19 protein-coding genes are annotated in these 23,758 nt (G+C 66.1%); 13 read left to right on the top strand and 6 right to left on the bottom strand.

Annotated elements, in window-relative coordinates:
- Positions 1-152 precede the first annotated feature (152 nt).
- Positions 153-1,883: a serine hydrolase gene (locus KUV67_01370; GenBank protein ID MBY6203517.1), complete on the top strand. Its 1,731-nt coding sequence runs from the start codon at positions 153-155 to the stop codon at positions 1,881-1,883.
- Between the two features lie 84 nt (positions 1,884-1,967).
- On the opposite strand, the gene KUV67_01365 is transcribed toward KUV67_01370, so the two are convergent.
- Positions 1,968-3,632 carry a PQQ-dependent sugar dehydrogenase gene (locus tag KUV67_01365; protein MBY6203516.1) on the bottom strand — a complete coding sequence of 555 codons (1,665 nt, stop codon included), beginning with the start codon at positions 3,630-3,632 and terminating at the stop codon, positions 1,968-1,970.
- Between the two features lie 275 nt (positions 3,633-3,907).
- On the opposite strand from KUV67_01365, the gene KUV67_01360 reads away from it, so the two are divergent.
- The 7 genes from KUV67_01360 (at position 3,908) to KUV67_01330 (ending at position 11,495) form a co-directional block, all read left to right on the top strand.
- Positions 3,908-4,648 carry a hypothetical protein gene (locus KUV67_01360; protein ID MBY6203515.1) on the top strand — a complete coding sequence of 247 codons (741 nt, stop codon included), beginning with the start codon at positions 3,908-3,910 and terminating at the stop codon, positions 4,646-4,648.
- Positions 4,649-4,713: 65 nt separating this feature from the next.
- Positions 4,714-5,832 (top strand): hypothetical protein, encoded by a 1,119-nt coding sequence (locus tag KUV67_01355; GenBank protein ID MBY6203514.1) that lies wholly within the window; start codon positions 4,714-4,716, stop codon positions 5,830-5,832.
- 521 nt (positions 5,833-6,353) lie between these two features.
- Positions 6,354-7,067 carry a right-handed parallel beta-helix repeat-containing protein gene (locus tag KUV67_01350; GenBank protein MBY6203513.1) on the top strand — a complete coding sequence of 238 codons (714 nt, stop codon included), beginning with the start codon at positions 6,354-6,356 and terminating at the stop codon, positions 7,065-7,067.
- Entirely contained in the window at positions 7,064-7,786 is a 723-nt protein-coding gene (locus tag KUV67_01345; GenBank protein ID MBY6203512.1) for a hypothetical protein, read from the top strand. Before KUV67_01350 ends, KUV67_01345 begins: the two co-directional genes overlap by 4 nt.
- A 151-nt stretch (positions 7,787-7,937) precedes the next feature.
- Positions 7,938-8,633, top strand: coding sequence for a hypothetical protein (locus tag KUV67_01340; protein ID MBY6203511.1), 696 nt, complete (start codon positions 7,938-7,940; stop codon positions 8,631-8,633).
- The gene (locus tag KUV67_01335) at positions 8,633-9,754 is read left to right on the top strand and encodes a hypothetical protein (GenBank protein ID MBY6203510.1); all 1,122 of its coding nucleotides are present in this window, start codon (positions 8,633-8,635) and stop codon (positions 9,752-9,754) included. Before KUV67_01340 ends, KUV67_01335 begins: the two co-directional genes overlap by 1 nt.
- 409 nt (positions 9,755-10,163) lie before the next feature.
- Positions 10,164-11,495: a GGDEF domain-containing protein gene (locus tag KUV67_01330; protein ID MBY6203509.1), complete on the top strand. Its 1,332-nt coding sequence runs from the start codon at positions 10,164-10,166 to the stop codon at positions 11,493-11,495.
- A gap of 18 nt (positions 11,496-11,513) precedes the next feature.
- Here the strand turns inward: KUV67_01330 and KUV67_01325 are convergent, their stop codons facing one another.
- Positions 11,514-12,605, bottom strand: a complete 1,092-nt coding sequence (locus tag KUV67_01325) for a PA0069 family radical SAM protein (protein MBY6203508.1) — start codon at positions 12,603-12,605, stop codon at positions 11,514-11,516.
- Positions 12,606-12,801: 196 nt separating this feature from the next.
- Here KUV67_01325 and KUV67_01320 point away from each other — a divergent pair, with 196 nt between their 5' ends.
- Entirely contained in the window at positions 12,802-15,147 is a 2,346-nt protein-coding gene (locus KUV67_01320; protein MBY6203507.1) for a hypothetical protein, read from the top strand.
- A 4-nt stretch (positions 15,148-15,151) separates the two neighbouring features.
- On the opposite strand, the gene KUV67_01315 is transcribed toward KUV67_01320, so the two are convergent.
- The 3 genes from KUV67_01315 to KUV67_01305 form a co-directional block, all read right to left on the bottom strand.
- Complete coding sequence (locus KUV67_01315) at positions 15,152-17,455, bottom strand: winged helix-turn-helix domain-containing protein (protein ID MBY6203506.1); 2,304 nt, start codon at positions 17,453-17,455, stop codon at positions 15,152-15,154.
- An 88-nt stretch (positions 17,456-17,543) separates the two neighbouring features.
- Positions 17,544-18,269 carry a pseudouridylate synthase gene (locus KUV67_01310; protein ID MBY6203505.1) on the bottom strand — a complete coding sequence of 242 codons (726 nt, stop codon included), beginning with the start codon at positions 18,267-18,269 and terminating at the stop codon, positions 17,544-17,546.
- Positions 18,266-19,216: a polysaccharide deacetylase family protein gene (locus KUV67_01305; GenBank protein ID MBY6203504.1), complete on the bottom strand. Its 951-nt coding sequence runs from the start codon at positions 19,214-19,216 to the stop codon at positions 18,266-18,268. The genes KUV67_01310 and KUV67_01305 overlap by 4 nt, the downstream gene beginning before the upstream one ends.
- Positions 19,217-19,300: 84 nt before the next feature.
- On the opposite strand from KUV67_01305, the gene KUV67_01300 reads away from it, so the two are divergent.
- The 3 genes from KUV67_01300 to KUV67_01290 all read left to right on the top strand — a co-directional run bounded on the left by KUV67_01300 (position 19,301) and on the right by KUV67_01290 (position 22,707).
- Positions 19,301-20,161, top strand: coding sequence for a hypothetical protein (locus KUV67_01300; GenBank protein MBY6203503.1), 861 nt, complete (start codon positions 19,301-19,303; stop codon positions 20,159-20,161).
- A 94-nt stretch (positions 20,162-20,255) separates the two neighbouring features.
- Positions 20,256-20,951, top strand: coding sequence for an SDR family oxidoreductase (locus tag KUV67_01295; protein ID MBY6203502.1), 696 nt, complete (start codon positions 20,256-20,258; stop codon positions 20,949-20,951).
- A gap of 193 nt (positions 20,952-21,144) precedes the next feature.
- Complete coding sequence (locus KUV67_01290) at positions 21,145-22,707, top strand: hydroxymethylglutaryl-CoA reductase (protein ID MBY6203501.1); 1,563 nt, start codon at positions 21,145-21,147, stop codon at positions 22,705-22,707.
- Positions 22,708-22,746: 39 nt separating this feature from the next.
- Here KUV67_01290 and KUV67_01285 read toward each other — a convergent pair whose 3' ends face one another.
- Positions 22,747-23,136 (bottom strand): PAS domain-containing protein, encoded by a 390-nt coding sequence (locus tag KUV67_01285; protein MBY6203500.1) that lies wholly within the window; start codon positions 23,134-23,136, stop codon positions 22,747-22,749.
- A gap of 111 nt (positions 23,137-23,247) precedes the next feature.
- On the opposite strand from KUV67_01285, the gene KUV67_01280 reads away from it, so the two are divergent.
- On the top strand, positions 23,248-23,706 hold the full coding sequence (locus KUV67_01280) for a DUF2721 domain-containing protein (GenBank protein ID MBY6203499.1): 459 nt from the start codon (positions 23,248-23,250) through the stop codon (positions 23,704-23,706).
- Positions 23,707-23,758 lie beyond the last annotated feature (52 nt).

Here is a 23,758-nt window from a genome sequence, read left to right as displayed (position 1 = left end):
TGCGTCGGTCCGCGTCGTTCTGCACTTCGCCCTCGCACGGCGTCTCGACTCTCCGTCACGTCGCCAATGACTTCTGCCACTCCCGCTCATCGACGGTGCCGGGTAGGCTGCGACTCCTACGTTTCCGATGGAGTTGCTCGATGTTGCAAGGCATGACGATTGAAGCGAAGAAGCGGTCGATCGCAGACCCCTCGACCCCGGTCGCGAAGTTCCGCATCGTGTCGTTGGCGCTGCTGTTCGCCGCGATGGCGATCGCTGGCCCGGCGCTGGCCGACGAGCACTTCGCCGACCAGGCGAAGAAGGTGCTGCAGTCCGCATACTCGAGCGATGCGCCCGGCGCGGTCGTGGTGGTCAGCCGGGACGGCGATGTCGTTCTCGAACACGCCGTCGGCATGGCGGACCTCGAGCTCGACGTCCCGCTTCGCCCCGACCACGTGTTCCGGCTGGCGTCCGTTTCGAAACAGTATGCGGCGGCCGGTCTGCTCAAGCTGGTCGAGCAGGGCAGGGTGGCGCTGGACGACCCCCTGTCTGCGTACCTGCCCGAATTTCCGGTAGGCGACGTGACGATCGCGCAACTGCTGAACCACACCTCGGGCATCAAGAGCTACACCAGCATCGAGGGGTACATGACCTCGGACCGCATTCGTGCCGACCTGGACACGGACGAATTGATCGCCGTATTCGCCGAAGAACCCGTCGACTTCGCGCCGGGGGAGAAATACGCCTACAACAACTCGGGCTATGTCCTGGTCGGCGCGGTCATCGAGGCCGTCACCGATCGTCCCTGGAACGAGTATCTCCGCGAGGAGCTTCTCCTGCCCAACGGGATCGAGAACACCGATGCCTACAGCGACTACGAGATCGTCCCGGGCCGGGTCGAGGGCTACGACGGGACGCCGGACGAGATCACGAGGACGTCGTATCTGTCGATGACCCAGCCCCATGCGGCCGGCGCGTTGATGGCCACCGCCGGGGACGTCGACCGCTGGCAGGTCGCGCTGCACAACGGAAAGATCCTCGGCGAAGAGATGTACACGCGAATGATCACGCCCGAAGGCGCTGCCGCCGAGGAAGACTACGGGTTCGGCATCCTCTCGGGCACCTGGTTCGGCCAGCCCGCACTCTCTCACGGGGGCGGCATCTTCGGCTTCGTGACCCATGCCCTGTACCTGCCCGAAGAACGGTTGTCGGTGGTGGTGCTGAGCAACCGCGCGATGCCGGGCTGGGGGCCCCAGGACGTCGCGCTGCGCCTGGCCGGCCTGGCGACGGGACGTTCCTATCCGATCGAGGCGCCGCGCGTCGATTGGACGGAAGACGAGTCCGTCGCGGTGCAGGGAACGTATCGGATCGATGAGGAAGAGAATCGGACGATCCGCTACGAGGACGGCCGATTGATCAGCCAGCGTGCGGGCGGCCCCGAGTTCGAGGTCTATCCGGTCGAAGGCGATCGGCTTGCCTTCGAGCAGTCGTTGAGCTGGTTCTCGATCGAGCGCGACGAGTCGGGCACGGTCGTCGCCGTCGCCTTGCACAATGCCTGGGGCGGGGACCCCGAGCGCGCCGAGCGGATCAGCGACGAGGTCCAGGTGCGCGAGGGCATCGACGTCCCCGTCGAGCAGCTCGAACGCCTGGTCGGGCGCTACGAACTGCAGCCGGGCTTCGTGATGACGGTCCGCCTCAACGAGGGCCGCCTGGAGGTCCAGGCCACGGGGCAACTGGCCATTCCCGTGGAAGCCGAATCGCCCACGCGCTTCTTCAGCAATCTCGTCGGTGCGGACATCGAGTTCAGCGTGCCCGAGTCGGGGCCGGCCGAGTCCCTGACCCTTTTCCAGCGCGGACAGGAACTCCACGCCCCGCGGGTCGGCGACGCGGACGAGGCCGAGTAGGAGAGTAGATCCGGGGAAGTGCCGGGGCCGGTCGGGAGAATCCCGGCCGGCCCCCCCCGGTTCATCGCCGGGGTCGAAGCTCGCTCAGTCCGGGCGATCCGGCTCCGCGGGATCGATCCGGAGCAGCTGTCCCGGGTCGTGATCGGTCAGCAGGTAGAGTTCGCCGTCGTCTCCGACCATGACGTCGCGGATTCGCTTGTCGAGTGCGTGGAAGAGTCGACGATCGGAGGTCACCCGGCCGTCCTCCAGTTCGAGGTGGAACAGGCCCTTGCCGGCCAGCCCGCTGACCAGCAGGTCGCCGTCGAGTTCCGGGAAGGCATCGCCGCGATAGAGCGCGATGCCCGACGGGGCGATCGAGGGCGTCCAGTGATTCAACGGGCCGCGGACCTCGTCGAGGTCGTCGTGGGGTGAAATGCTCGAGCCCGGATAGTTGACTCCCTCGGTGGCGAGCGGCCAGCCGTAGTTCACGCCGGGCTCGATCCGGTTGACTTCGTCGCCGCCGTAGGGGCCGTGCTCGCTCTCGTAGATCGCGCCGGTGCGTTCGTCCCGCACCAGGCCCTGGGGATTGCGGTGGCCGTAGCTGTAGATTTCCGGCAGCACGTCGTCGCGTCCGATGAAGGGATTGTCGTCGGGCACCGAGCCATCGGGGTTCAGGCGGACGAGCTTGCCGATGTGCGAGCCCAGGTCCTGCGCGTCCTCGCGCAGGTCGAAGCCGTCGCCGACGCTGGCCAGCAAGGTCCCGTCGGGCAGGAACAGGATGCGCGAGCCGAACTGGACCCCCGTGGCCTTCAGGGGGCGACCCTGGAAGATCCGTTCGAAGTTGTCCAGCCGGTCGTCGTTGAAGGTTCCGCGACCGATGCAGGTGTGGTTTTCTTCCGCCGTGCCGCAGGCGTAGCTGAGGAAGACGAGACGGTCCCGCTCGAAGTCCGGCGAGAGTTCGATATCGAGCAGGCCCGCCTGCTTGCCAGGGATGACCTCCGGAACACCGGCGACCGGCTCGCGCAGCAGGGCGCCATCGCGATCCACGATCCGCAGGCGGCCGACGCGCTCGACGATCAACCAGCGACCGTCCGGCAGGCGCGCCATGCTGAACGGGTGGACCAGCCCGTCGACGAGCACCGCGACCTCGAAGCCGTCCATCGGGACGTCCTCGATCTCCAGCGAGCGCTCCGGTTTCATCGCGACGTGCAGACCGAACGCCCCGCCAAGGACCAGCACCGGAACCGAGAGGTACGCCAGCGAGACACCCGGCCTGGAGCGGAGCTCTTCCGTGGCGCTCGCACGATGGAAGACCCATCCGCCCACGGCCCCGCAGGCCAGCATCGCCACGTAGCCGGTCACGTCCCGCGTGGCCGCGATCAGCGTGGGGATCGGCGCGGCCGTGTCGGCAACGAAGAACGCGACCGCCAGGCTGACGGCGCCGGCCAGGGCCAGCAAACCGGCTCGGTGGTCCGGCCACTTCTCCTTGCTGATCCACAGTGCCACCGGAAAGGCCAGCAGGAACGCGACGCCGACCAGCAACGCGAAGAAGGGCATGAAGGTGAGCAGGTCGTGGACCATCGAGCGCTGCCAGTCTTCGAGCGTCCAGTAGGCGCCCATCTCGAGCAGGTTGACGAGGTTGACGTGCGTCTGGACCAGGGAGCCCAGCACCGACGTGGTCAGCACGGCGAGCAGCCAGGGCACGAGGTTGCGTACGAGCGCGCCGAGGATGACGCGAGGCGTGCCGGAAACGAACTGGGCGTCGGACATGGGCGATTCTTCCCGATGGCATGAGGTACAGCCCTTCAAGCTACAGCGCGGTGTCGGGCCGGTCAACGGTGCTGATCGTCTCTTCGCTTCGCACGACGATCCGGCCCGACGGTCGTGAACCGGCGGAGCGAACGCCGGGCGACCGGGGCGCCGCCCTCGAACTGGATTTGACCGTGGCCTTGGTGTAGCGTTTGCGGCGCGTCGCCGAGGGCTCCCCGATCGCGTGGGGTCGCCCGGGGTCGCCCATACAGAATCCGATCGAGAGGACCTGAACGATGTTTCGAAACCGCCTTCCTTCGACCCTTGCCGCCGCCACACTGGTGCTGGCGCTTTCCACCGCCGCGCTCGACTCCCCGGCGGTCGCCGGCGAGGGCGCGATCGAAATCAACCAACTCTGCGTGGCCACAGGTTGCTTCGACGGGGACTCGCCCGGGTGGCCGGTGCGGATTACCGAACCGGGCAGCTACGTGCTGACCTCGAACCTCGACGTGCCGAGTTCCAGCGAAGGCGTGGAGATCCAGGCCTCCCAGGTCGTGCTCGACCTCGGCGGGCACGCGATCCGTAGCGGGCACGTGTGCACCGGCGACGGCCCGACCTGTAGCGGCGCGGCGGGCATTCGGGGCATCGGCTTCGGGGTCATGAACTTTCCCTCCAGCATCACGATCCGGAACGGCACGGTGCAGGGCTTCGAGTTCGAGTGCATGCGGGTCTCGGGCGCCGGCGTCGTGGTTCGTGATCTGCAGGTATCGGACTGCGGCGCGAACGGCATCATTCATTTCGGCCAGGGCCTGATCGAAGACACGGTCGTCCGCAACGCCGGCGCTACCGGCATCACCGGGAACGGGTTGGTCACTGTCCGGAACAGCTATCTTCTGAACAATTTCTCCTACGGCGTGCAGGACGCCAATTGCAGCGGCAATACGCTGTGGTCGAACGCGACGAACCTGGCGATCACGGAGGAGAACTGCGCCAACGACATCGACATCAGCATCTGCAGCGGTGCGCCGTGTCCCTGAAGGCCATTGCGAGCTCGGGAGGCCACGGGGATCGTCGGCAGCCCGCGCGGGCATTTCCCCTGGCCGTGGCATTACTCGCATCCACATCGGCTGCGCTGATCGATGCGCCGGCTTCCCGGGCGGCCACCGCACTGGATGAAATCCATCTTTCGGCCGATATCCACACCCGGTTTCCGGCCGACGGCGGCGCGGTCCTGGTCGTCGGTGACGATGACATCATTCTCTACGACACCGCGCTCGGGGAGGCCGAGGCGACGGCGTTCCTCGGCGCCATCGACCGCTCGGACGTCGACGCCTATCACGCGGCCGATGCCTGCGGCGGAGCCCTGTTTTCCTTGAGTGCGACCGCGGAGATCGGTGGGACCTTGCTGCGACCCGTGGACGTCTTCGGAACGACGGGCGTCAAGTTTCTCGATGGCATCGCCGAAGGGATCGCCGACGGCGTCGATCTTGACGCCGTGACGCGCGATCCCGGCACCTGCGACCTGGTCGTTTCCTTCGATGTCACGGTCTTACTCGATGGGCAGGTGTTCCGCCCCGATGACCTGGTTCGCTTTTCCGGTGGCGCGTTCAGCCTGTTTCGCGCCGGCCCGGGCAGCGGCAACCTCGATGCGGCCCACGTGCTCGATACGGGCGCCGTGCTGGCAAGTTTCGCCGCTCCCGTTCCGGACCTCGGTACCGCCTTCGCCGACCAGGACGTGGTCGAGCAGGCCTCACCCGGAAGTCCCTGGGAGGTCGCATTCCAGCCGGCCGCGATCGATACGAGCTGGGCGGGCGCCGATACGGACGCGCTGTACGTGGTGCGGGCGCCGATTCCCGGCGACCTGCGCTGGAGCCGGGCCGACATCGACGTGCTCGAAGGCCAGGGCAGCGTGGACCTGGTCATCGATCGGGTCGGCCCGAACGAGGGCCCCGTCTCGGTCAGCTGGACGACGGTGGACGGCACGGCCACATCGGGAATCGACTTCGGCGGTGCGTCCGGGTCCGCCGCGTTCTCCGACGGGCAGGCGAGCGGAACCGTGCCGATCACCCTGTTCGACGACGGGGTCGTTGACGGCGACAAGACCTTCTTCGTCGACCTCGTGCAGGCCAGCAACGGTGCGCAGGTGATCCACCCGAGCCGAATCACCGTCCGAATCCGCGACGACGAGGACTTCCTGTTCGCCGACGGCTTCGAAAGCTGAATTCGAGGCGGGTTGTTGCCGGGAGCGCTGCCGCGCTACTTGCGGGCAAAGTCACACCGGCCAACGACCGAGACAGTTGAGGAACCGCTCGACGGTCCCCGACTTCCGGAGCCGATGGTCAGTGCTCGATCCACGGTGCTCACTGGGCCGGTCCGCTCCCCGTCGTCCCCCGCTCCTCGGGCTTGGCAGGTGTCCATGGGCGAGCCGCCCTCACTCGCGTTGCTTGCCTGCTCGGGGTACGCGTTTCACGCCTGATCAGGCAAACAGGCCGTAGACGTCGGCCAGTCGGCCCGACCGGCAGGCTCCTGCCGTAGCGTCACCCTTACCGTCTCCATCGCACGAACCCGTTCCGCCGCCCGGTCCGGGCGGTTCCCCGGTCGCCGTGCAACTATCGCCCGACCCTATTGCCTTCTCGGCTCGCCGCGCGGCCCGGATCCGCGTGTGCGGTTGCAGTGCTCGACGGCATTCAAGGTGGTGAGCGGTACCGCAGAGGCGGTGTGGCGAGACAAGGAGATGCACGAATGGAACGAACACGGTGGACATGGGGCCTGGCGTTCGCGCTGCTTTCGAAGGGCGCGATCGCCGGGGGCGTGATCGAAATCCATCAGCTCTGTGTGGCAGATGGATGCTTCGACGGCGACTTTCCCGGCTACCCGGTGACGGTCTTACACCCGGGAAGCTACCGATTGAGCTCCAATCTGGCGGTCGACCCGGGCGAAACAGCGATCTTCATCGATTCGGACCAGGTCGACCTGGATTTGAACGGCTTCACCCTGCGCGGAGGATTCGGTTGCAGCGGACCCCTCCCACTGTGTTCGGCCGATACCGGAGAGACCGGAATCTGGGTCGACAGCGGTCGCGTCGGCGTCTCGATTCATGGGGGTGCGGTCCGGGGAATGGGCAGCGTCGGCATCCGTGCATCGAGCGTGCTGAATCTCGGCATTCGGAACGTCTCGATCCACGACTGCGGCAACGGCATCGTCGCCAACGCGTCCGGCGGCTACGGCGTCGTGGACTCGGTCATGGTCGGCCGAAGCGGCTTTGCCGGAATCCGGGCAACCGAAGCGATCCAGATCCGGGACAGCCAGTTCATCAACAACTACAGCGAGGGAGCGGATGGAGGGACCTGCATCCGCAACGTATTCCGGGACAACGGGGACGGCCAGGGGCTCCCGGAAGAAAGCTGCGACGTGCAGATCGACGGCAATCTCTGCAATGGAGGGTTCTGTCCATGAGGTGTTTGGCTGTCTTCTGCCTTTTTGCCGTGCTGCAACCGGCCACCGCAGTGGCCGGTGGGCGCTATGAAATCAATCAGCTTTGCGTTTCGAGCGGTTGCTTTGCGGGAGATGCGCCGGGCTTTCCGATCGAAATCTCCCAGTCCGGCAGCTATCGCCTGACGTCCAACCTGGTTACTTCCGGAGGACAAGCACTTGACGCCGTGATCGACATTCAAGCACCGCAAGTCTCCCTCGACCTCAGCGGATTCACCGTGGGCGGACCCACCAATTGCTCCGGGTCTCCGCCTGTTTGTCTCGGCACGTTGGTCGATTCCGGAATCCGCGTGACCGGCGCCGCGCGAGTCGATCACGTGATGATCGAGAACGGGACCGTCGAAGGGTTCAACGAGAGTTGTGTTTCGATCGAAGCGGAGGTTCTTTCCATGATCGTGCGCGACCTTGGAATTAGCCATTGTCGAGAGCACGGCGTGAGTTCACTCGCCCCAGGCCGAGTCGAAGGCGTCAATGTGAACGTGATCGGGGAATCGGGCATTTTCGCACCGAACGCTCTGGTGCTCTACAGCGTGGTCAACGAAACCGGGTCAACTGGAATCTTTGCAGAAAGCTGCACTGGAAACCAGCTCAACAGAAACGGAAACGGGTCGACCATTGACCTGCTCTGTCCTGTTCAGATTGGCGGCAACTCCTGCTCCGGTGCATTGTGTCCGGACATCTGATCGAGCCGCGCACGCATGCTGAGGTGGGGTCCAGGGCCCTACTGTGGAGCAAAGGCATGGTTCGGGTCTACCCGGACTGGATCTCTATATGTCCGTGACTGCGACGTCTCGAACTATACAGCCCGTTTACAAATAGATCTGGAGACAGAACATGAGAATCGCTTGGTGCATGGCCATCTTGTTTTGGTCGATCGGGCAATCGGCCTTTGCCGATGGCCGGTTCGAAATTCATCAACTGTGCGTCCCGATCGGATGCTTCGAGGGGGACGCCCCGGGGTTTCCCGTCACGATCGATCGATCGGGAAGCTATCGTCTGACCTCGAACATCGAGGTTCCGCTGGGCGCGAACGGGATCCTGATTCCGCCGGGGTCGTTCGAAGTTTCACTGGATTTCGGTGGACACGCCCTGATCGGTCCGACCCGGTGCACGGGCAACCTGCCGTCGTGCGATCCACTCAGTGTGGGTGAGGGGATCATCGCAATCGACAGCGGGCAGCTGACCGTCTTCAATGGCGCCGTGACGGGATTCCCGGAAAACGGAATCGTTGCGACGAACTTGTGGCTGACTGACATGCGCATCGCGCACAACGGTCTGAGGGGCGCGCGCGTGTACGGCGATGGCCAAATCGATTCGGCGCTGTTCCTGAACAATGGAGGCACGGGGGCGTGGACCAACACGAGCTTCGTGATCCGCAACAGCGTGTTCGCCAACAACGGCGGTACCGGTGTGTCGAGCGGGGTCTGCAGCGGGAATTCCTTTCGATCGAACGGGTCCGGCGGGATGATCCCGGAGCAGCTCTGCTCGAACTTCGGGGACACCAATTTCTGCAATGGGAGTGCCTGCTGATGAATGCCGCCAGGACTTTTCTCGCCCTGGCGTCGCTGGTACCGGCTCCGGCGTTTTCCAGCACGCCGCTCGAAGAGATCTACCTGTCTTCGGACATTCACACGAACGTGCCCGGAGCCGGCGGCGGGGACTCGATCGCGAGCGATGATGCGATCACGATTCATCGGAATTCGACGGGAATTTCCGATTCCGTCCTGTTTCTCGGCGCCCTGGATCGATCGGACGTCGATGCCTTTCACGCGGCCGACGCGTGCGGTCCCGCGCTGTTCTCGGTTTCCAGCACGGTGGAAATCGGGGGGGTGGTCATGCGGCCTGCCGATGTGTTCCAGAGTGATGGTGGAAAGGCACTTGATGCGTTGGCCGTACAAGTCGCCGACGGGGTGGGCCTGGATGCGGTCAGTCGAGTTCCCGGCACCTGCGACCTGGTGGTCTCGTTCGACGCCACCGTCGAGCTCGATGGGGCGGTGTTCCGGCCAGACGACCTGGTGCGATTTGCGGGCGGCGTGTTCAACCTGTTCCGTGCGGGGCCGGGCAGCGGCAACATCGATGCAGTGCACGTGCTGGATACGGGCTCGGTCCTGGCCAGCTTTTCCTCGCCGACACCGGCGTTGGGGTTCGCCTTTTCCGATCAGGACATCGTCGAACAGACAGCGGCCGGCAGGCCCTGGTCCCTGGCCTTCGAGCCCGCCGCGATCGACGCCAGCTGGGAGCCGGCCGATACGGATGCAGTCTTCGCCGTCCGGGCGCCGATTCCCGGCGACCTGCGCTGGAGCCGGGCCGACATCGACGTGCTCGAAGGGCAGGGCAGCGTTAACCTGATCATCGATCGGGTCGGCCCGAACGAGGGCCCCGTCTCGGTCAGCTGGACGACGGTGGACGGCACGGCCACGTCGGGAATCGACTTCGGCGGTGCGTCCGGGTCCGCCGCGTTCTCCGACGGGCAGGCGAGCGGAACCGTGCCGATCACCCTGTTCGACGACGGGGTCGTGGACGGCGACAAGGTCTTCTTCGTCGACCTGGTGCAGGCCAGCAACGGCGCGCAGGTGATCAACCCGAGCCGGGTCACCGTCCGGATCCGCGACGACGAGGACTTCCTGTTCGCCGACGGCTTCGAAAGCTGAAGCATCGCACCGCGCTGCGGCCGGATCGGGAAACGTGTCGCAGCGTTGCTCCGTCCGCCGACGACTCGCCGGCAACTTGCCGAGAGCGGGGCGAGCGCCTGCCGGGCCTTCGCTCTGCCCGGAACGTCTCGCCTTCGCAGCCTTCACCGGCTAAGATGCAGGGGATTGCCGGCACCTTGGGGGGGTAAGGGCGCGTAGATCGAGCGAGGCCTGGTCGTGATCGGATCGAATTCCGAAGCCCGCAACGCCCGGTTCGGGCTTCGGGCCGTCATCGCAAGGGAGCGGACCTCCGAAAGGTTCCCTTTCGGCGGTGGAACCGGGTTGCTGTTCGTGCGGGCCGGTTGCGACCGACCGGACGTCCGTTGTCGCTGTCACCGAAACCCATCCGACCGCATCGGAGCCGATTCCCTTGTTTCCATCTGAAACCGCATGGCAACTGACGTTGATGGCGGCGGAGATCCTTGTGGTCTCCGGCCTGCTGCTGGGCCTGATCGCGCTGAGAAACGTCTTCGGTCTGGCAATGCTCTACCTTGCGCTGGGTGTGCTGCAGCACATGCAGACGCTGATGGCGGTCGCGGTGTACGTCGAAGTCGCGCCGGGGCTGATGATCAGCCCGGGCTCTGCCGTCCTGTTCACCGCGACGCTGTTCGCGGTCCTCGTGGTGTATGTCGAAGAGGGCGCGTTCGAGGTCCGGCGGCTGCTGTACGGATTGATCGGCGCAAATTTCGCGCTCAGCCTCCTGATGGTGCTGTTCGGCCAGCACCTCGAGAGCAGCGGCGCCTTGAACCTCTATGAAATGCCGCCGGAATTCTTCGACGTGAATCTGCGGGTCTTCGTCGTCGGGACCATTGTCCTGTTTCTCGACGTGTTCCTGATCATCCTGCTGTTCGACGCGCTCGGTCGCTGGATGCCGCGGTCGGCCTTGCTGCGGGTGATGCTGACCATGTTGATCGTGGTCAGCTTCGACTCCCTGCTGTTCACGTTCGGTGGCTTCTTCGGCTCGCCGGGCTTCTACGACATCCTGGTCTCGAACCTGGTCGGAAAGGTGGCAAGTTCCCTGCTGTACTCGATCGTCGTCGCTGCTTTCCTGCTGCGCTCACGGCGACGGTCCGCAGCCCTGGATGGCACCGTGGCGGCCGGCGAGGTCTTCGGCTTGCTGACCTATCGTCAGCGCTTCGAACACCTGCGTGAAATGGCGGACCGCGACGCATTGACCAGGTGCTTCAATCGGGGCTATTTCGAACGGCACTCGGTTGCGTTCCTGGACCGCAGGCTCGGCACTGGCCAGTCGGTGGTCCTGGCGCTGCTCGATCTGGATCACTTCAAGAGCATCAACGACCGCTACGGCCATAGCGTCGGCGACGAGGTGCTGCGCAAGGTGATCGATCGAATCGAACGACAACTGCGGACCGATGACCTCCTGTGCCGCTACGGCGGCGAGGAATTCGTCATGTTGCTGCCGAGTTCCGACCCGGAACACGCAGAAGCGGTACTTGAGCGCATCCGGCGACTGGTGGAGGACAGCTCGGTCACCGAAGGCTGGTTGCCGGGCGGTCTCCCCGTGACGATGACGATCGGAGCGATGCTGATCCCCCCTCGAGCCGCCGGCGAGACCGTTGCGAAGTTTCTCGAGCAAGCCGATCGCTGCCTGTACGAAGGCAAACGCCGGGGACGCAACCGGGTGATATTCCGACCGGTCGACGAAGCCGTCGAGGAGTCCAGCGCGATCCAGCCGGTCTGAGCGCTTCGACGCCGGGATCTAGAGCAGAGAGAGTTGATCGCCGCTGCGTGTCGGGCACCGGAAGCGGGTCGCGTCGAGTTCGACTCGGTCGTCGCCGGTCAGACCGAGCCGGCGCTGGGCCCTGCGGAAACGATTACGGATCAAGGTGGCGAACGGCCCGGTGCCCGACATCCGCGTGCCGAAAGCGCTGTCGTAATCCTTCCCGCCGCGCATCTGCCGGACCAGGCTCATGACGTGCTTCGCGCGGTCGGGGTAGTGCTGGGTCAGCCAGTCGCGGAACACGGTCTTCAGTTCGTGCGGCAGTCGCAGCAGGACGTAGCCGGCCGAGCCTGCCCCGGCGTCCGCTGCGGCCTCGAGCATGGCCTCGATCTCGCGGTCGTTGATCTGCGGGATGACCGGGGCGATCAGCACACCCGGCTTCAGGCCGAGTTCGGCCATCGCACGAAGGACCTTCAGCCGGCCCGCCGGTGAGGCGGTCCGCGGTTCCAGCGTTCGCTTCAGTTCATTGTCCAGCGTGGTCAGGCTCACCGAGACCGACAGCAGGTTGCGGTCGGCCAGTTCACCGAGCACGTCGAGGTCGCGCAGGATCGTGATGCCCTTGGTCAGGATCGACACCGGATGTCGATATTCCAGAAGCAATTCAAGCAATTGTCGGGTAATTCCCAGTTTCCGCTCGATCGGCTGGTAGGCATCGGTGTTGATGCCGAGCACGATCGGCTTCGGCTGGTAGTTCGGCCTGCGCAGTTCGGCTTCGAGAAGCTCCAGCGCATTCCGCTTGAAGAACAGCTTCGTCTCGAAATCCAGCCCCGGCGACAGGTACAGGTAGCTGTGCGAAGGGCGGGCGAAGCAGTACACGCAGCCGTGCTCGCAGCCCCGATAGGGGTTGATCGACTGCTCGAAGGGCACGTCCGGCGACTGGTTGCGGCTGATGATCGACCTCGCCGTTTCCTCAGTGACCGTGGTCTGGACGGGAGGCAGGTCGTCGATCTCTCGAGGCCAGCCGTCGTCAGCGATTTCCGACGAGGTCCGGGTAAAACGGTGGTCCGGATTGCCGGTGCTGCCGCGTCCTCGGGCGAGAGGGGGGCGAGGGATGGGTGCCTGGGCTGACATACTGTATAAATTAACACCCTTCCGGCTCCAGCGCAATGCATCCGGTACCGCACCGCGCTTTCGCCACGTGGAATCGCACGGGATTCACCATCTTTCACGAGGTCTGGAGGATTGACGTCGGGACTCTCGCTAGGGTCAGAGCTGCTCGCTCCGGAGGTGGCCCATGCTCGTTTCGAATCGATTCAGTTCTTGCACCTTGCTTGCGGTTGCAATGCTCAGCGTCGGATCGACGGCGGTTCGTGCCGCCGTGATCCCCGTCGGCGAAGTGGTGGAGGTGGCCGAGGACGGTCGGTGTTCGTTGCTCGAAGCCTTCGAGAATGCTGCGTTCGATCGGGCGGTATATGCCGATTGCCCGGCCGGTACCGGCGCGGACCAGCTCTGGCTGGCGCCCGGCCATGTCTATCTGCTCGACCAGCCGTGGACGGGCGCCGACAGCGCGGTTCGGCCGATCACGGGAGAGCTCGACATTCTCGGCAACGGTGCGCGGATCGAGCGCGCGACGCAGGCTCCCGAGGGCTTCCGCATGCTGGACGTCGTCGGCGGTCGGGTCCTTCTGGACGATGTCGAACTCAGCAACTTCCGGTCCGATGGACTGATGGTCGGCGGTGGTGCGATTCGTGTGTACCAGGCGGAAATGACGATCAGGAACTCCCGCTTGAGACAGAACCTGGCGCGCGGCCTGTTCCGCTTCGGAGGGGCCATCCGGATGGACGAGGCGACGGTCCTCATCGAGGATTCCTACTTGATCGGCAATTCCGCCAGCTCGACCGATCCGGAGCAAGGCGGAGGTGCCATCGCGCAATTCGACGGCGAGTTGACCATCCGTCGCAGCAGCCTGGTCGACAATTCGGCCGACATCGTCTGCGCGCCCGGCCGCGGCGACACGCTGGCCGGAACCGGGGGCGCACTGAGAATCGAAGCCGTGGGGCCGACCGGTGCCCGGGCCTACATCTACGACAGCACGCTTGCCGACAATATCGCCCGCGTGGGCGGCGGGATCCACCTGGTCGCGATCGCCGATACGGGCGTTGCCGGCATCGAGGACGTGTTCGTCCAGTTGATGCGGTCGACGCTGGTTCGAAATCGGGCCGAGTCCTGCGGCAGCCTGACCGGGCTCGGCGACGGAATCCATGTCCAGGAAGCCTTCGGCGGATCGGGTCGCGTCGCGTTCGGAAATACCATCCTGCACGGAAACGGCCGCCCGGTCGGCGGCGATATTCTCGGGCTGGACTGCAGCGCCAATGACCCGAACGTGAGCTTCTATTCCCAGGATGGAAACGTCATCGACCCCGACGACCAATGCCCATCTTTCGGTTTCGATGCGTTCGAACCCGACCTCGATGCGATCATCGATGACGACAGGGTCAACGGCGATAGCGCCCATTACCTGCCGCTGGCCGCCGGGCCGGCAGTGGACCTGCCGGAGGCCGGAATTCACTGCGAAGCCACGCCGGACCAGCTTGGCAACCCGCGGGCCGGAGGGGCGGGCGCCGGCGGATCCCTGTGCGACAGTGGTGCGGTCGAGCTGCAGCCGATCGGCGCGGTCTACACCCTGACCGTGGAAGTGATCGGCCCGGGATCCGGACGGGTAGTCAGTTCGCCGGCCGGCATCGACTGTCCAGGAACATGCAGCGTCCCCCTCGCCGGAGGGACGGTGGTCGAATTGACCGCCATCCCAGATCCCGGGCACACCTTCGCCAGCTGGTTCAACGGCGGCTGCTCGGGAGATCAATCGTGCTCCTTGCTGATGGATTCGGATCGCAGCACCCTGGCCGGCTTCTTTCCGCCGCAGCGGTACCCGCTCGAGGTGCTGATCCAGGGTGGCAGCGGGCAGGTCCTGAGTTCTCCGGACGGCATCGATTGCCCCGGTGTCTGCCTTGCTGAATTCGACACCGACTCGACCGTAGAGCTCACCCAGGTCCCGGCCCCGGGCTTCGTCTTCGAAGGATGGTCGGGGCCCTGTTCCGGAACCGGGAGCTGCAGCGTTCCGATGACTCAGGCGCAAAGCGTGACGGCGTCCTACGGTACGGAAAACCCGCTCACGGTCATCGTCGATGGGCCGGGACGGGTGACGAGTTCACCGATCGGAATCGACTGCCCGGGCAACTGCAGCGAGAGTTTCGCGTCGGGCGAAACGGTGACCTTGCTGTGGCAGGCGGACCCGGGCTCGGCGTTTCTTGCCTGGACCGGCGACTGCAGCGGCAACGGCGGGTGCCAGCTCTCGATGGACCAGCCACGCTCCGTAGGCGCCGAGTTCGGCCCCGCGGGCTACGAGCTGAGGGTCATCATGGAGGGCGCCGGCAGCGGACGAGTGTTCGATCTGCCGGCGGCAGAACGGATCGATTGCCCGGGACTTTGCTCGGCGACGTTCGACGCGGGCACGGTGGTGACCTTGCAGGTAACGGTTGACGCCGGTTCGAGTTTCCAGTCCTTCGCCGGCGACTGTAGCGGGCCGAGTTGCAGCGTATCCCTCGACCGCGATCGGGAGGTGCGAGCGATCATCCGCTCGCCTGAACAGGTCTTCCTCGACTCCTTCGAGTAGGCGTTCAGGGCCGAGTTTGCGCCGACCAGTCGGCGAGCCGTTCCTGGTCGGCAGGGCTCCACCAGTCGCCGATGGTAGACCGGGCCAGCCCGGCCGTTTCCAGCGCTTCGATCCGGTCACCGCGGGCCGCCTGAAGCCGGGCCCGAAGCATCAACAAGGGATGAGGCGCGGCCCGCAGGCTCTCCAGTTCGGTCAATGCGCGATCGGCCTCGTCGAGGGCGGACCGAGCGAGCGCCAGTCGGGCGCGCTCGGCCTCGACCTCGACGCCGAGCGTGCGGTCTTCGCCGGCCAGCTCGGCCGCGCGCTGCAGAATCCGTCGAGCGTCGTCGAATCGCTGCTGACCCCGGTAATAGCTGGCTGCCAGCACCCGCGCGCGGACCGACACCGCAAGGTCTTCGACCTCGTCGGCGCCGCGGATCAAGTCGTCTGTAGCGGCAAGACCGGCGTCCGACGGCTGTTCCCCTGCACTCCGTTCGATCTCCAGCAGGCCAAGCCGTATCAGGCGCTGATCGCCTTCGCGGCCGGTCTGCTCGGCGATGCGCATGGCTTCGAGACCATAGCTTCGCGCCTGGTCGAAGCGACGCTCCGCGAGCGCCACGGCCGCGAGCTCCCGATAGCCGTCGATGACGAGATCATCCTCGCCGATCGTCTGCGCCTTCTCGAGACCGGTGCGGGCGAGCCTGCGGGCGGGTCCGAATTTTCCGGCGTAGCGATGCAGGCGGGCCAGCCGGATCCGCAGGTCCGCCACGCCGTCCTCATCGCCCAGCTGCTCGCGGATGCCGATCGTTAACTGAAGCAAGGTCTCGCTGTCGGAGTACTCGCCGCGGGCTTCGCGCAGCGCCGCGGTGCGACTCAGCACGGCAGCGTAGCCGGCCTGGTCCCCGCGTTCGTAGAAACATTCCCGCGCCCGATCCAGATGTTCAAGAGCCTCGTCATCGCGGTCGAGCCGGAGCAGGATCGACGCGAGGGTGCTTCGAGCCGAGCCCTCCAGGCGCAGTGCGTCCGTGCGTTCCGCGATGCGTATCGCCTCCCGGCTGCTGGCCTCGGCCCGTTCGAGTTGACCGAGGTCACGCTCGATCAGGCTGATATTGTTCAACAGGATGCCGCGAATCGACGGCGACCGGGCCCGTTCCGCCGCACGACGAAAGGCGTCGAGCGCATCGTCGGGGCGACCGAGCTGCCACAGCGCGATCCCGATCGCATTGTTGATCCGGTGGCTCCAGAAATCGCTGTCGAGGCGCTCTCGCATCGGGACCAGGATCGCGAGGGAGCGCTCGCGATCGCCCAGCCTCCGTACTGCAATGGCCAATTCGTAGCGCGCGAATTCGAACGCCGGATCCTCGGCCAGTGCGGCCTCGAAGAGTTCGGCTGCTCGTGGCACGTCGCCGGCCAGCTGAGCTGCCATCCCCCGAAGCAGTGTCTCGATCGCGAAACTTGACTGGGAGACCAGGCCGGCATCGAGGCGGATCTCTTCGTCCGCCTGACCCCGCACCCGGACCAGTAGCGCATCGAGTCCTCGCCGGACCAGTTCGTCGGCTTCGGCAAATCGTGCCTGGTAGCGCGGGCCATGTATCGAATCTCCATCGATCACCAGGGCCAAGCGGCGGTCGCCATCCTGTTCCTCAGCCGCCATTCGCACGCGGATTTCCCTGTCGTCTGGTGGCGAGGCCGAATCGGCCACTCGGATACGGTCTGCGCCGAGTTCGTTCCCCAGGAGCATGGCCAGGTAATCGACCAGCGGCGACGACAGGGATTCGCCGCTTTCGGCGGCCACCGCGCGCAGCGTCACCGCTTCGCCGCCGTCGGCACGCGGTTCGGAAGAATTGCCGCGAAACGCCTGCCAGGCCAGCATTGCAGCCGCTACGACCAGGATCGCGGCAATGACGCGGGGTAGTGGGTGCGTCCGCTCGGAGCGGGTGCGCACGGCTCGGGTCGCTCCGCCCGCATCGTGGCGGTGACGCACCACCTCGCCGACAAACTGGTAACCGCGTCCGTAGCGCGTCGCGACCAGCGCGGGACGGCGGGCGGAATCGCCGAGCGCGTTGCGAATGTCCCGGACGACCTGCGCGATGGAGCTGTCGGACAGCGCTTGATGGCCCCATACGTGATCGAGAATGTCGTCTCGACTCACGGTAGCGGGCGCGCGTTCGACCAGCAGGATCAGCACCCGAAGAGCGTGGTCACGAAGCGCCACCGGGCCATCGGCGTCGTGCAGGGTTTCACGCACCGGATCGAGTTCGAAACCGGCGAAGCGGTAGACGAATTCGATGCCTCCGGAATCGCGATCGAGTGCTCCGCGATTGCTCATGACCATCGGTTCCGTTCCGAGAACTCCGGTCGGAGTATAGCGTTGCATCCGGCCGCGCCAGACTTCCGGAACGCCGGAGAGGGTCGGCTCAACGTCCGGTCTCGCGCGAAGACTCACTCCAGCCCAGTGCGGTCTGGACGCGTCGGATGTCGTCCGGCAGCGGGGCATGGAAGGCCAGCCGGTCTGCGGTTGCCGGGTGCTCGAAGGCGAGCCGTTCGGCGTGGAGCAACAGCCGGTGGCTGGCGAACTTCATCCGGAACAGGCGGTTGTGGCGACGGTCGCCGTGGTTGACGTCACCGATGATCGGATGGGCCAGGCCGTTCAGGTGGCGGCGCAGCTGGTGGCGGCGACCGGTTTCGGGCCTCAGCTCGACGAGGCTGTAGCGCGACGTGGGGTGGGGCGCGACGGGTTCGTCGATCTCGGCGCGAGCCAGGCAGCGGAACCGGGTCATCGCTTCCTGGTCCCCGCGCTGCTCGTGCTTCAGCGGCCTGTCGATCAGGCCCTCGTCGTCGATCCAGCCGCGCACGATCGCCAGGTAGCGTTTCTCGACGGTGCCGGCCATGAACTGCTTGCCGAGAATGGCCGCGGCCTCGACGTCGAGGGCGCAGACCAGCACCCCGGAGGTCGCCCGATCGAGCCGGTGGACGGTCCAGACGCGCTGACCCAGCCGCTCCCGCAGGATTTCGGACAGGAACACCCGGTCGCGCGAGATGTTCGTCCGGTGGACCATCAGGCCGGACGGCTTGGCGACCACGACGATCCGGTCGTCGCGGTGCAGGACCTCGATCGGCGTGTCGGCCCAGGCGTGCGTCATTCGGCGTCGAGCCCCGCGGCCTCGAGCACCCAGGGCGGTGTCCGCGGCTCGTCGGCGAACTGCGATCGATCGCCGACGGCGAGCAGCCATCGGTGCAGCCAGCTGATGCCGCCGGGTCCGGTCCAGAGGTCGCGGCTCTCGTAGGCGGGGTCGGCCAGCGCGGCCTCGAGCGGGAGGAACGTGTGCCCTTCGCTCGTCAGTCGGGCCGCCAGCGCATCGAACCAGTCCGCGTTGAGCAGATTGACGTGAAGGAGGAGCACCTGGGCGATCTCGCGACCGAACAAGTGTCGCCCGTTTGCGACGAAGTAGGCGGTCTTGTCGGCCATGTAGTCGACATAGGATTCGCCGAGGCGCTGCTTGAGGGCCTCGTCGCCGTTCCGGTCCGCGTGGTAGTAGGCCGCCGCGAAAATCCACTCGGAGTTGTCGATCGTGACCGGGGCGACGGTGTAGCCGTGGTCGGCCAGCCAGCGGAAAACCGTGTCGCGCACCTCGATCGATCGACCGGTACGCAGGAAGGGGTGACGGAAGTAGCGCACCGACGATCCATGCCGTTCGGCCAGCGGACGGATGATCGTATCGCCCCGGGCGATGTCGGCGAGGTACTCGGCGACCGGGGTGGCGTGCAGGTCCGGGTGCGAATAGCTGTGGTTACCGAGTTCGTGACCCGCCGCCAGCCATGCGCTCAGGACGTCGACGCGGCCCGGATCGACGGTTCCTTCGACTTCGAGCTTGACCTCGTTGACGAAGCCGACCGCCTTGATGCCGTGCTTGCCGAGCGCCGCGAGCAGGCGCTCGTTGATGGCTGCGATGTCGGCGGTGCCGCGGTCGCGGACCGCCTGGAGCGGAAGGTCGTCGATGGTGACCGCGATCGGCGCGGGCAGGGCGCGCCCGCACAGGCCGACGGCGAGCGTCGCGAGGACGAGGAACGAGGGTCGGAGCGAGTGCATGCGCGATCCGTTCGGGGAGGGATACCCAGTCTAGCCCGGTCCGCTGCGTGCTAGTCTGCCCGCATCCAGTCCGGGAGGAATCGCATGGTCCGGCATCGCTTGCACGCGGGATGCGCCGCAGCGCTGCTGCTTCTTGCCGCCGCGTGCGCAAGACCGGTGGCCGAGGACGCGACGAAACCGGACCCGCTGTTCGGGCTCGGCGATCGGGAGATCTTCACGGTCACGGCCGAGCAGCTGCAGCGGGACTTCCACGTCCTTGTGCGGCTGCCGCGCAGCTACCGAGAATCCGATCGCGCCTACCCGATGGTCTTCCTGCTCGACGGCGGCATCCTGTTTCCCATGCTCAGTCCCTTCCAGCTGATGATGGAAGCGGAGCGAAGCGCGGGCGAGGTAATCGTCGTCGGCATCTCCTACGGCGGGCTGGGCTATTCGAACGGCAACCTGCGCGGTACGGACTACACGGCACCGTCGGACGAGGTCGAGTATTTCGGCGGTGTCCACGCCTACCAGGACTTCCTCGCCGACGAGCTGTTGCCGCGCCTGCAGCGCGACTACCGGATCGACCCGGCCCGGCGAGTGCTCCTGGGCCAGTCGCTGGGCGGTCAGTTCGCGATCCACGCGGCGCTGACCCGGCCCGAGCTGTTCACGACCTACGTGGCCGTGAACCCCGCGATCCATGCGAACCCGGCGTATTTCATGGACCTCGAAACCGTGCGCGGTGATCCGCCGACGCGCCTGGTGCTGGCCATCGGCAGCGAGGATGACCCCCGATACAGCGGTCCGGCAGCGGAATGGATCGATGCCCGACAGGAATCCGATGACCCGGGCCTCGAGCTCGAGGTCCTGCCGTTGCCGGGCGCGCACCACGCCACCAGCGCACCGCGGGCGTACTTCGACGTCGTTCGCCGCATCGCACCGCCCGAGGAGGCGACTCCGGAGTCCTGAGCCGGTCTTCGCGGCCGGCCGGTAGGCTTTGCGGGAGATCGATCGGTCGAACCCTTCGGCCGGTCCGAGTCCATCCGAACGCGAGGAGAACATCATGTCCGAATCCGAGAAGGTCCTGCTCATTACCGGCGCTTCGACCGGTATCGGCGCGGCGACCGCGCGCGCAGCCGTCGACGCCGGCTATCGACTGGCGTTGACCGCACGCAGCACCGACAAGCTCGATGCGCTGGTCAAGGAGTTCGGCCGGGAGCGCGCCTTCGCGGTGCCCTGCGACGTGTCGCGCTTCGAGGCCCAGCAGCGCATGGTGGAAACGGTGGTCAACCACTACGGCCGGATCGACGCGGTGTTCGCCAATGCGGGCGTCGGCGGCGGCCCCGGGGGCTTCTCCGGCGCACCGGTCGACGGCTGGCGGACCATGGCCGAGGTCAACATTCTCGGCGCTGCCTACACGCTGCGCGCCACCCTCGAGCACGTCAAGAAGGCGCGCGGCCACGTCCTGCTGACGGGTTCCGTGGCAGGCCGCCGTACCCTGAGCGGGTCGTTCTATTCGGCGACCAAGTGGGCGGTCTCGGCCATCGGCTACGGCCTCCGCGAGGAGCTGCGCGGCACCGGGGTCCGGGTCACGCTGATCGAGCCCGGCATGGTCGATACACCGTTCTTCGATGAACCGAAGCCGGACGCGCTGAAGCCGGAGGACGTCGCCCGCTCGGTGGTCTACGCGCTGAGCCAGCCGGAGCACGTCGACGTGCACGAGTTGATGGTGCTGCCGACGCCGCCGATCGAGGACTGATCGGCGATCGATCGCAGGCCAGTCTCCTGAAACGGTTCCGCTGCTTTCCGGAGATGCCTGAAGAAGGGCTCCGAAGAAGGCATCTGTCGCCGACGCTCGCCGATGAGGCAGAGCGCGCCATTTGATCCAGATCATCCGCTGGGGCGTCGGGCGCTGCCATGATCGGACCTGGTCCGTCGGCCGGAGAACTGCCGTGCGATTCATCCCCAGGGCACTGCTGAAGAAGACCTACAACCGCGGAAGCCTGAAGAACGACGATCGCGGCGTTCGATTCTCGCTGAAGAACCGCCTTGCACCAGCGGCGCTGGTGGCCATCGACCGGATCGTGATCGACGGCGAAACGATCGACGCGTCCACGGTTCGCGTCTCGCTCGACGGGGGCGATCCGATTCCGTTGAACGACCTGGCGGTCGGCTCGACGGTCGACTTCCCGCTCGGTGCGCTTCTGACCCTCTCGATCGACCGGTCCGCGCTCGACGAAGGCGAGCACGAGATCGTCCTGGAGTTCACCGCGCAACCGTTCGGAAGCCTGGCTTTCGATGTGCGTGATTCGCTGGCCACGGGACGCCGGGACCCGGACGCGGTCCCGCGCTCGGCCGACGACGATCATGCAGTCGGGATCATCGAGCAGCGCCAGCGCTTCGTTCGCGAACGCACGGGTAGTTCGCTCGAACACGCCGCGAAGCTCTCGTTCGACCCGGAAATCACCAAGGGCAACATCGAGCACCTGACCGGTGTTGCGCAGGTGCCGCTCGGCATCGCTGGACCGCTCCACGTGCACGGCGAGCATGCAAAGGGCGCGTTCTACGTCCCGTTGGCGACCACCGAAGGCACGTTGGTGGCCTCGTACAACCGCGGCATGAAGGTCATTGCCGCGTCCGGCGGCGTGAAGTGCGCGGTGGTCGGGGACAACATGCAGCGAGCGCCGGTCTTCGAGTTCGATGACGCCGCGACGGCGCGGCACTTCGCCGACTGGCTGGTCGAGCACATGGACGCGATTCGCCGGGTCTGTACCGAGTCGGACCCGTTCGTCACGCTCAAGCACGTCGATTACTACCTGGCGGCACGCTTCGTGTTCACGCGATTCAACTTCACAACGGGCGACGCGGCCGGGATGAACATGGTCGGCAAGGCCACCTTCGCGGCCTGCAACTGGATTCTCCGGCAGGCGAGCGACTTCGGGGTCCGAAACTTCTTTCTCGAATCGAACTTCGCGACCGACAAGAAAGCGTCGCAGATCAACAGCATGCGAACGCGGGGGAAGCGGGTCGTGGCCGAGTGCACGGTCAAGCGGGACGTGCTGCGCGACGTGATGGATGCGGACACGGAACAACTGGCACACCACGCCCGGGTGGCCAACGTCGGCAGCATGCTGTCGGGCGCGAACAACAACGGCTGCCATGCGGCCAATGCGATCACGGCGATGTTCATCGCGACGGGGCAGGACGTCGCGAACGTGGCCGAAGCATCGGCGGGTATTCTCTACACCGAGCTGACGCCCGAGAAGGACCTGTACATCTCGATCACGCTCCCGTCCCTGATCGTGGCAACCGTCGGCGGCGGAACGGGGCTGCCGACCCAGCGCGAATGCCTCGCGATGATGGGGTGCGACGGGGCCGGTAAGGTGATGAAGCTGGCCGAGATCGTCGCCGGCACGGTACTCGCGGGCGAAATCTCCCTCGCTGCCGCGATCTCCTCGCTGGACTGGGTGTCCAGCCACGATCGCTACGGCCGCAACGACCCGACCCGTGAGTGACGAAGCCCGGGCCGGGCGTTCCCGGCCCGGTGGGGACGCTCAGGCATCGCCGGCCTTGCGCTGGACCGCGACGTAGAAGCTCTCGCCGTCGATCTCCGCGACGCGCTGGACGGTCCATTCCATGACGAACGCTTCGCCGTCCTTGCGGTAGTTGATCGCCTGGCCGAGGAACGGCCGCCCGGCCTGGAGGTCGGCCTCGAGCCGTTCGAGTTCCGCGCGATCGGTCTTCTCGCCCTGGAGGAAACCCGGCGTGCGGCCGAGGACCTCGTCGCGGCCGTAGCCGGTGAGATCGGTGAAGGCGTCGTTGACGAACACGATTTCCGACGCACCGTGTTCATCGGTGGCACGAGTGACCATGACCGAGTCGAAGCTTCGGTCGGCCAGGGCCTTGAACAGGGGCGATGCGATGGAAAGGGTCTGCTGGCTCATGGAGTCGAGTCCGGTTTCGAGTGAGCAGGGACCGTAACGCGTCGGCGTCAACGCGGTCTGTCGCTTGAAGCGCGTGCGTCGGCGCGCCATCTGTAGACTCGAGATCCCTGAATGTTCCACGAACCCGGTGCCCTGATGAATGCCGTTCCCTCGATCGAAGCCGTTGCCGCCGTAATCCAGGCCGCGCTGACGCCGGTCTTCCTGCTGGTTGCGATCGGCGGCTTCCTCAACATGCTTTCCGCGCGGCTGGGGCGGATCATCGACCGCAAGCGCGCCGTCGATGCCGGGCTTGGCGACAGGCCGAGCAACGCGGAGGCGCTTCGTGCGGAGACGGACCGGCTGCGCCGGCGGGTACGCTTCGTCAACGGTTCGATCCGTCTGTGCGTTGCCAGCGCGGTGCTGGTCTGCCTGGTGGTGGTGACGCTGTTCGTCGGCGAATTGACCGCGCTGGAAATCGGCGTCTGGGTGGCCGGGCTGTTCATGGCCGCGATGCTGCTGATCACCGGCGGGCTGGTCTGCCTGCTGCTGGAAATCGGGATCGCTGCCCGGCAGGTGGCCGAGCGGCGCTGAGACGGGCGTCGCCGAGACGCGTGGGACCTCGATTGCCGTCTCCGGACGCTTC

Origin of the sequence: Halomonas denitrificans, from assembly GCA_019800895.1 — a bacterium.
Classification (GTDB): Bacteria; Pseudomonadota; Gammaproteobacteria; order Xanthomonadales; family Wenzhouxiangellaceae.
The sequence above is the reverse complement of the archived record's forward strand: the minus strand, read 5'-3'. Positions and strand labels throughout refer to the sequence as shown.

Bases quoted from the DNA above. Each gene is read 5' to 3' on its own strand.
- KUV67_01370 (MBY6203517.1), top strand. From the start codon at position 153: ATGACGATTGAAGCGAAGAAGCGGTCGATCGCAGACCCCTCGACCCCG.
- KUV67_01365 (MBY6203516.1), bottom strand. From the start codon at position 3,632: ATGTCCGACGCCCAGTTCGTTTCCGGCACGCCTCGCGTCATCCTCGGC.
- KUV67_01360 (MBY6203515.1), top strand. From the start codon at position 3,908: ATGTTTCGAAACCGCCTTCCTTCGACCCTTGCCGCCGCCACACTGGTG.
- KUV67_01350 (MBY6203513.1), top strand. From the start codon at position 6,354: ATGGAACGAACACGGTGGACATGGGGCCTGGCGTTCGCGCTGCTTTCG.
- KUV67_01345 (MBY6203512.1), top strand. From the start codon at position 7,064: ATGAGGTGTTTGGCTGTCTTCTGCCTTTTTGCCGTGCTGCAACCGGCC.
- KUV67_01340 (MBY6203511.1), top strand. From the start codon at position 7,938: ATGAGAATCGCTTGGTGCATGGCCATCTTGTTTTGGTCGATCGGGCAA.
- KUV67_01335 (MBY6203510.1), top strand. From the start codon at position 8,633: ATGAATGCCGCCAGGACTTTTCTCGCCCTGGCGTCGCTGGTACCGGCT.
- KUV67_01325 (MBY6203508.1), bottom strand. From the start codon at position 12,605: ATGTCAGCCCAGGCACCCATCCCTCGCCCCCCTCTCGCCCGAGGACGC.
- KUV67_01315 (MBY6203506.1), bottom strand. From the start codon at position 17,455: ATGAGCAATCGCGGAGCACTCGATCGCGATTCCGGAGGCATCGAATTC.
- KUV67_01310 (MBY6203505.1), bottom strand. From the start codon at position 18,269: ATGACGCACGCCTGGGCCGACACGCCGATCGAGGTCCTGCACCGCGAC.
- KUV67_01305 (MBY6203504.1), bottom strand. From the start codon at position 19,216: ATGCACTCGCTCCGACCCTCGTTCCTCGTCCTCGCGACGCTCGCCGTC.
- KUV67_01300 (MBY6203503.1), top strand. From the start codon at position 19,301: ATGGTCCGGCATCGCTTGCACGCGGGATGCGCCGCAGCGCTGCTGCTT.
- KUV67_01295 (MBY6203502.1), top strand. From the start codon at position 20,256: ATGTCCGAATCCGAGAAGGTCCTGCTCATTACCGGCGCTTCGACCGGT.
- KUV67_01285 (MBY6203500.1), bottom strand. From the start codon at position 23,136: ATGAGCCAGCAGACCCTTTCCATCGCATCGCCCCTGTTCAAGGCCCTG.
- KUV67_01280 (MBY6203499.1), top strand. From the start codon at position 23,248: ATGTTCCACGAACCCGGTGCCCTGATGAATGCCGTTCCCTCGATCGAA.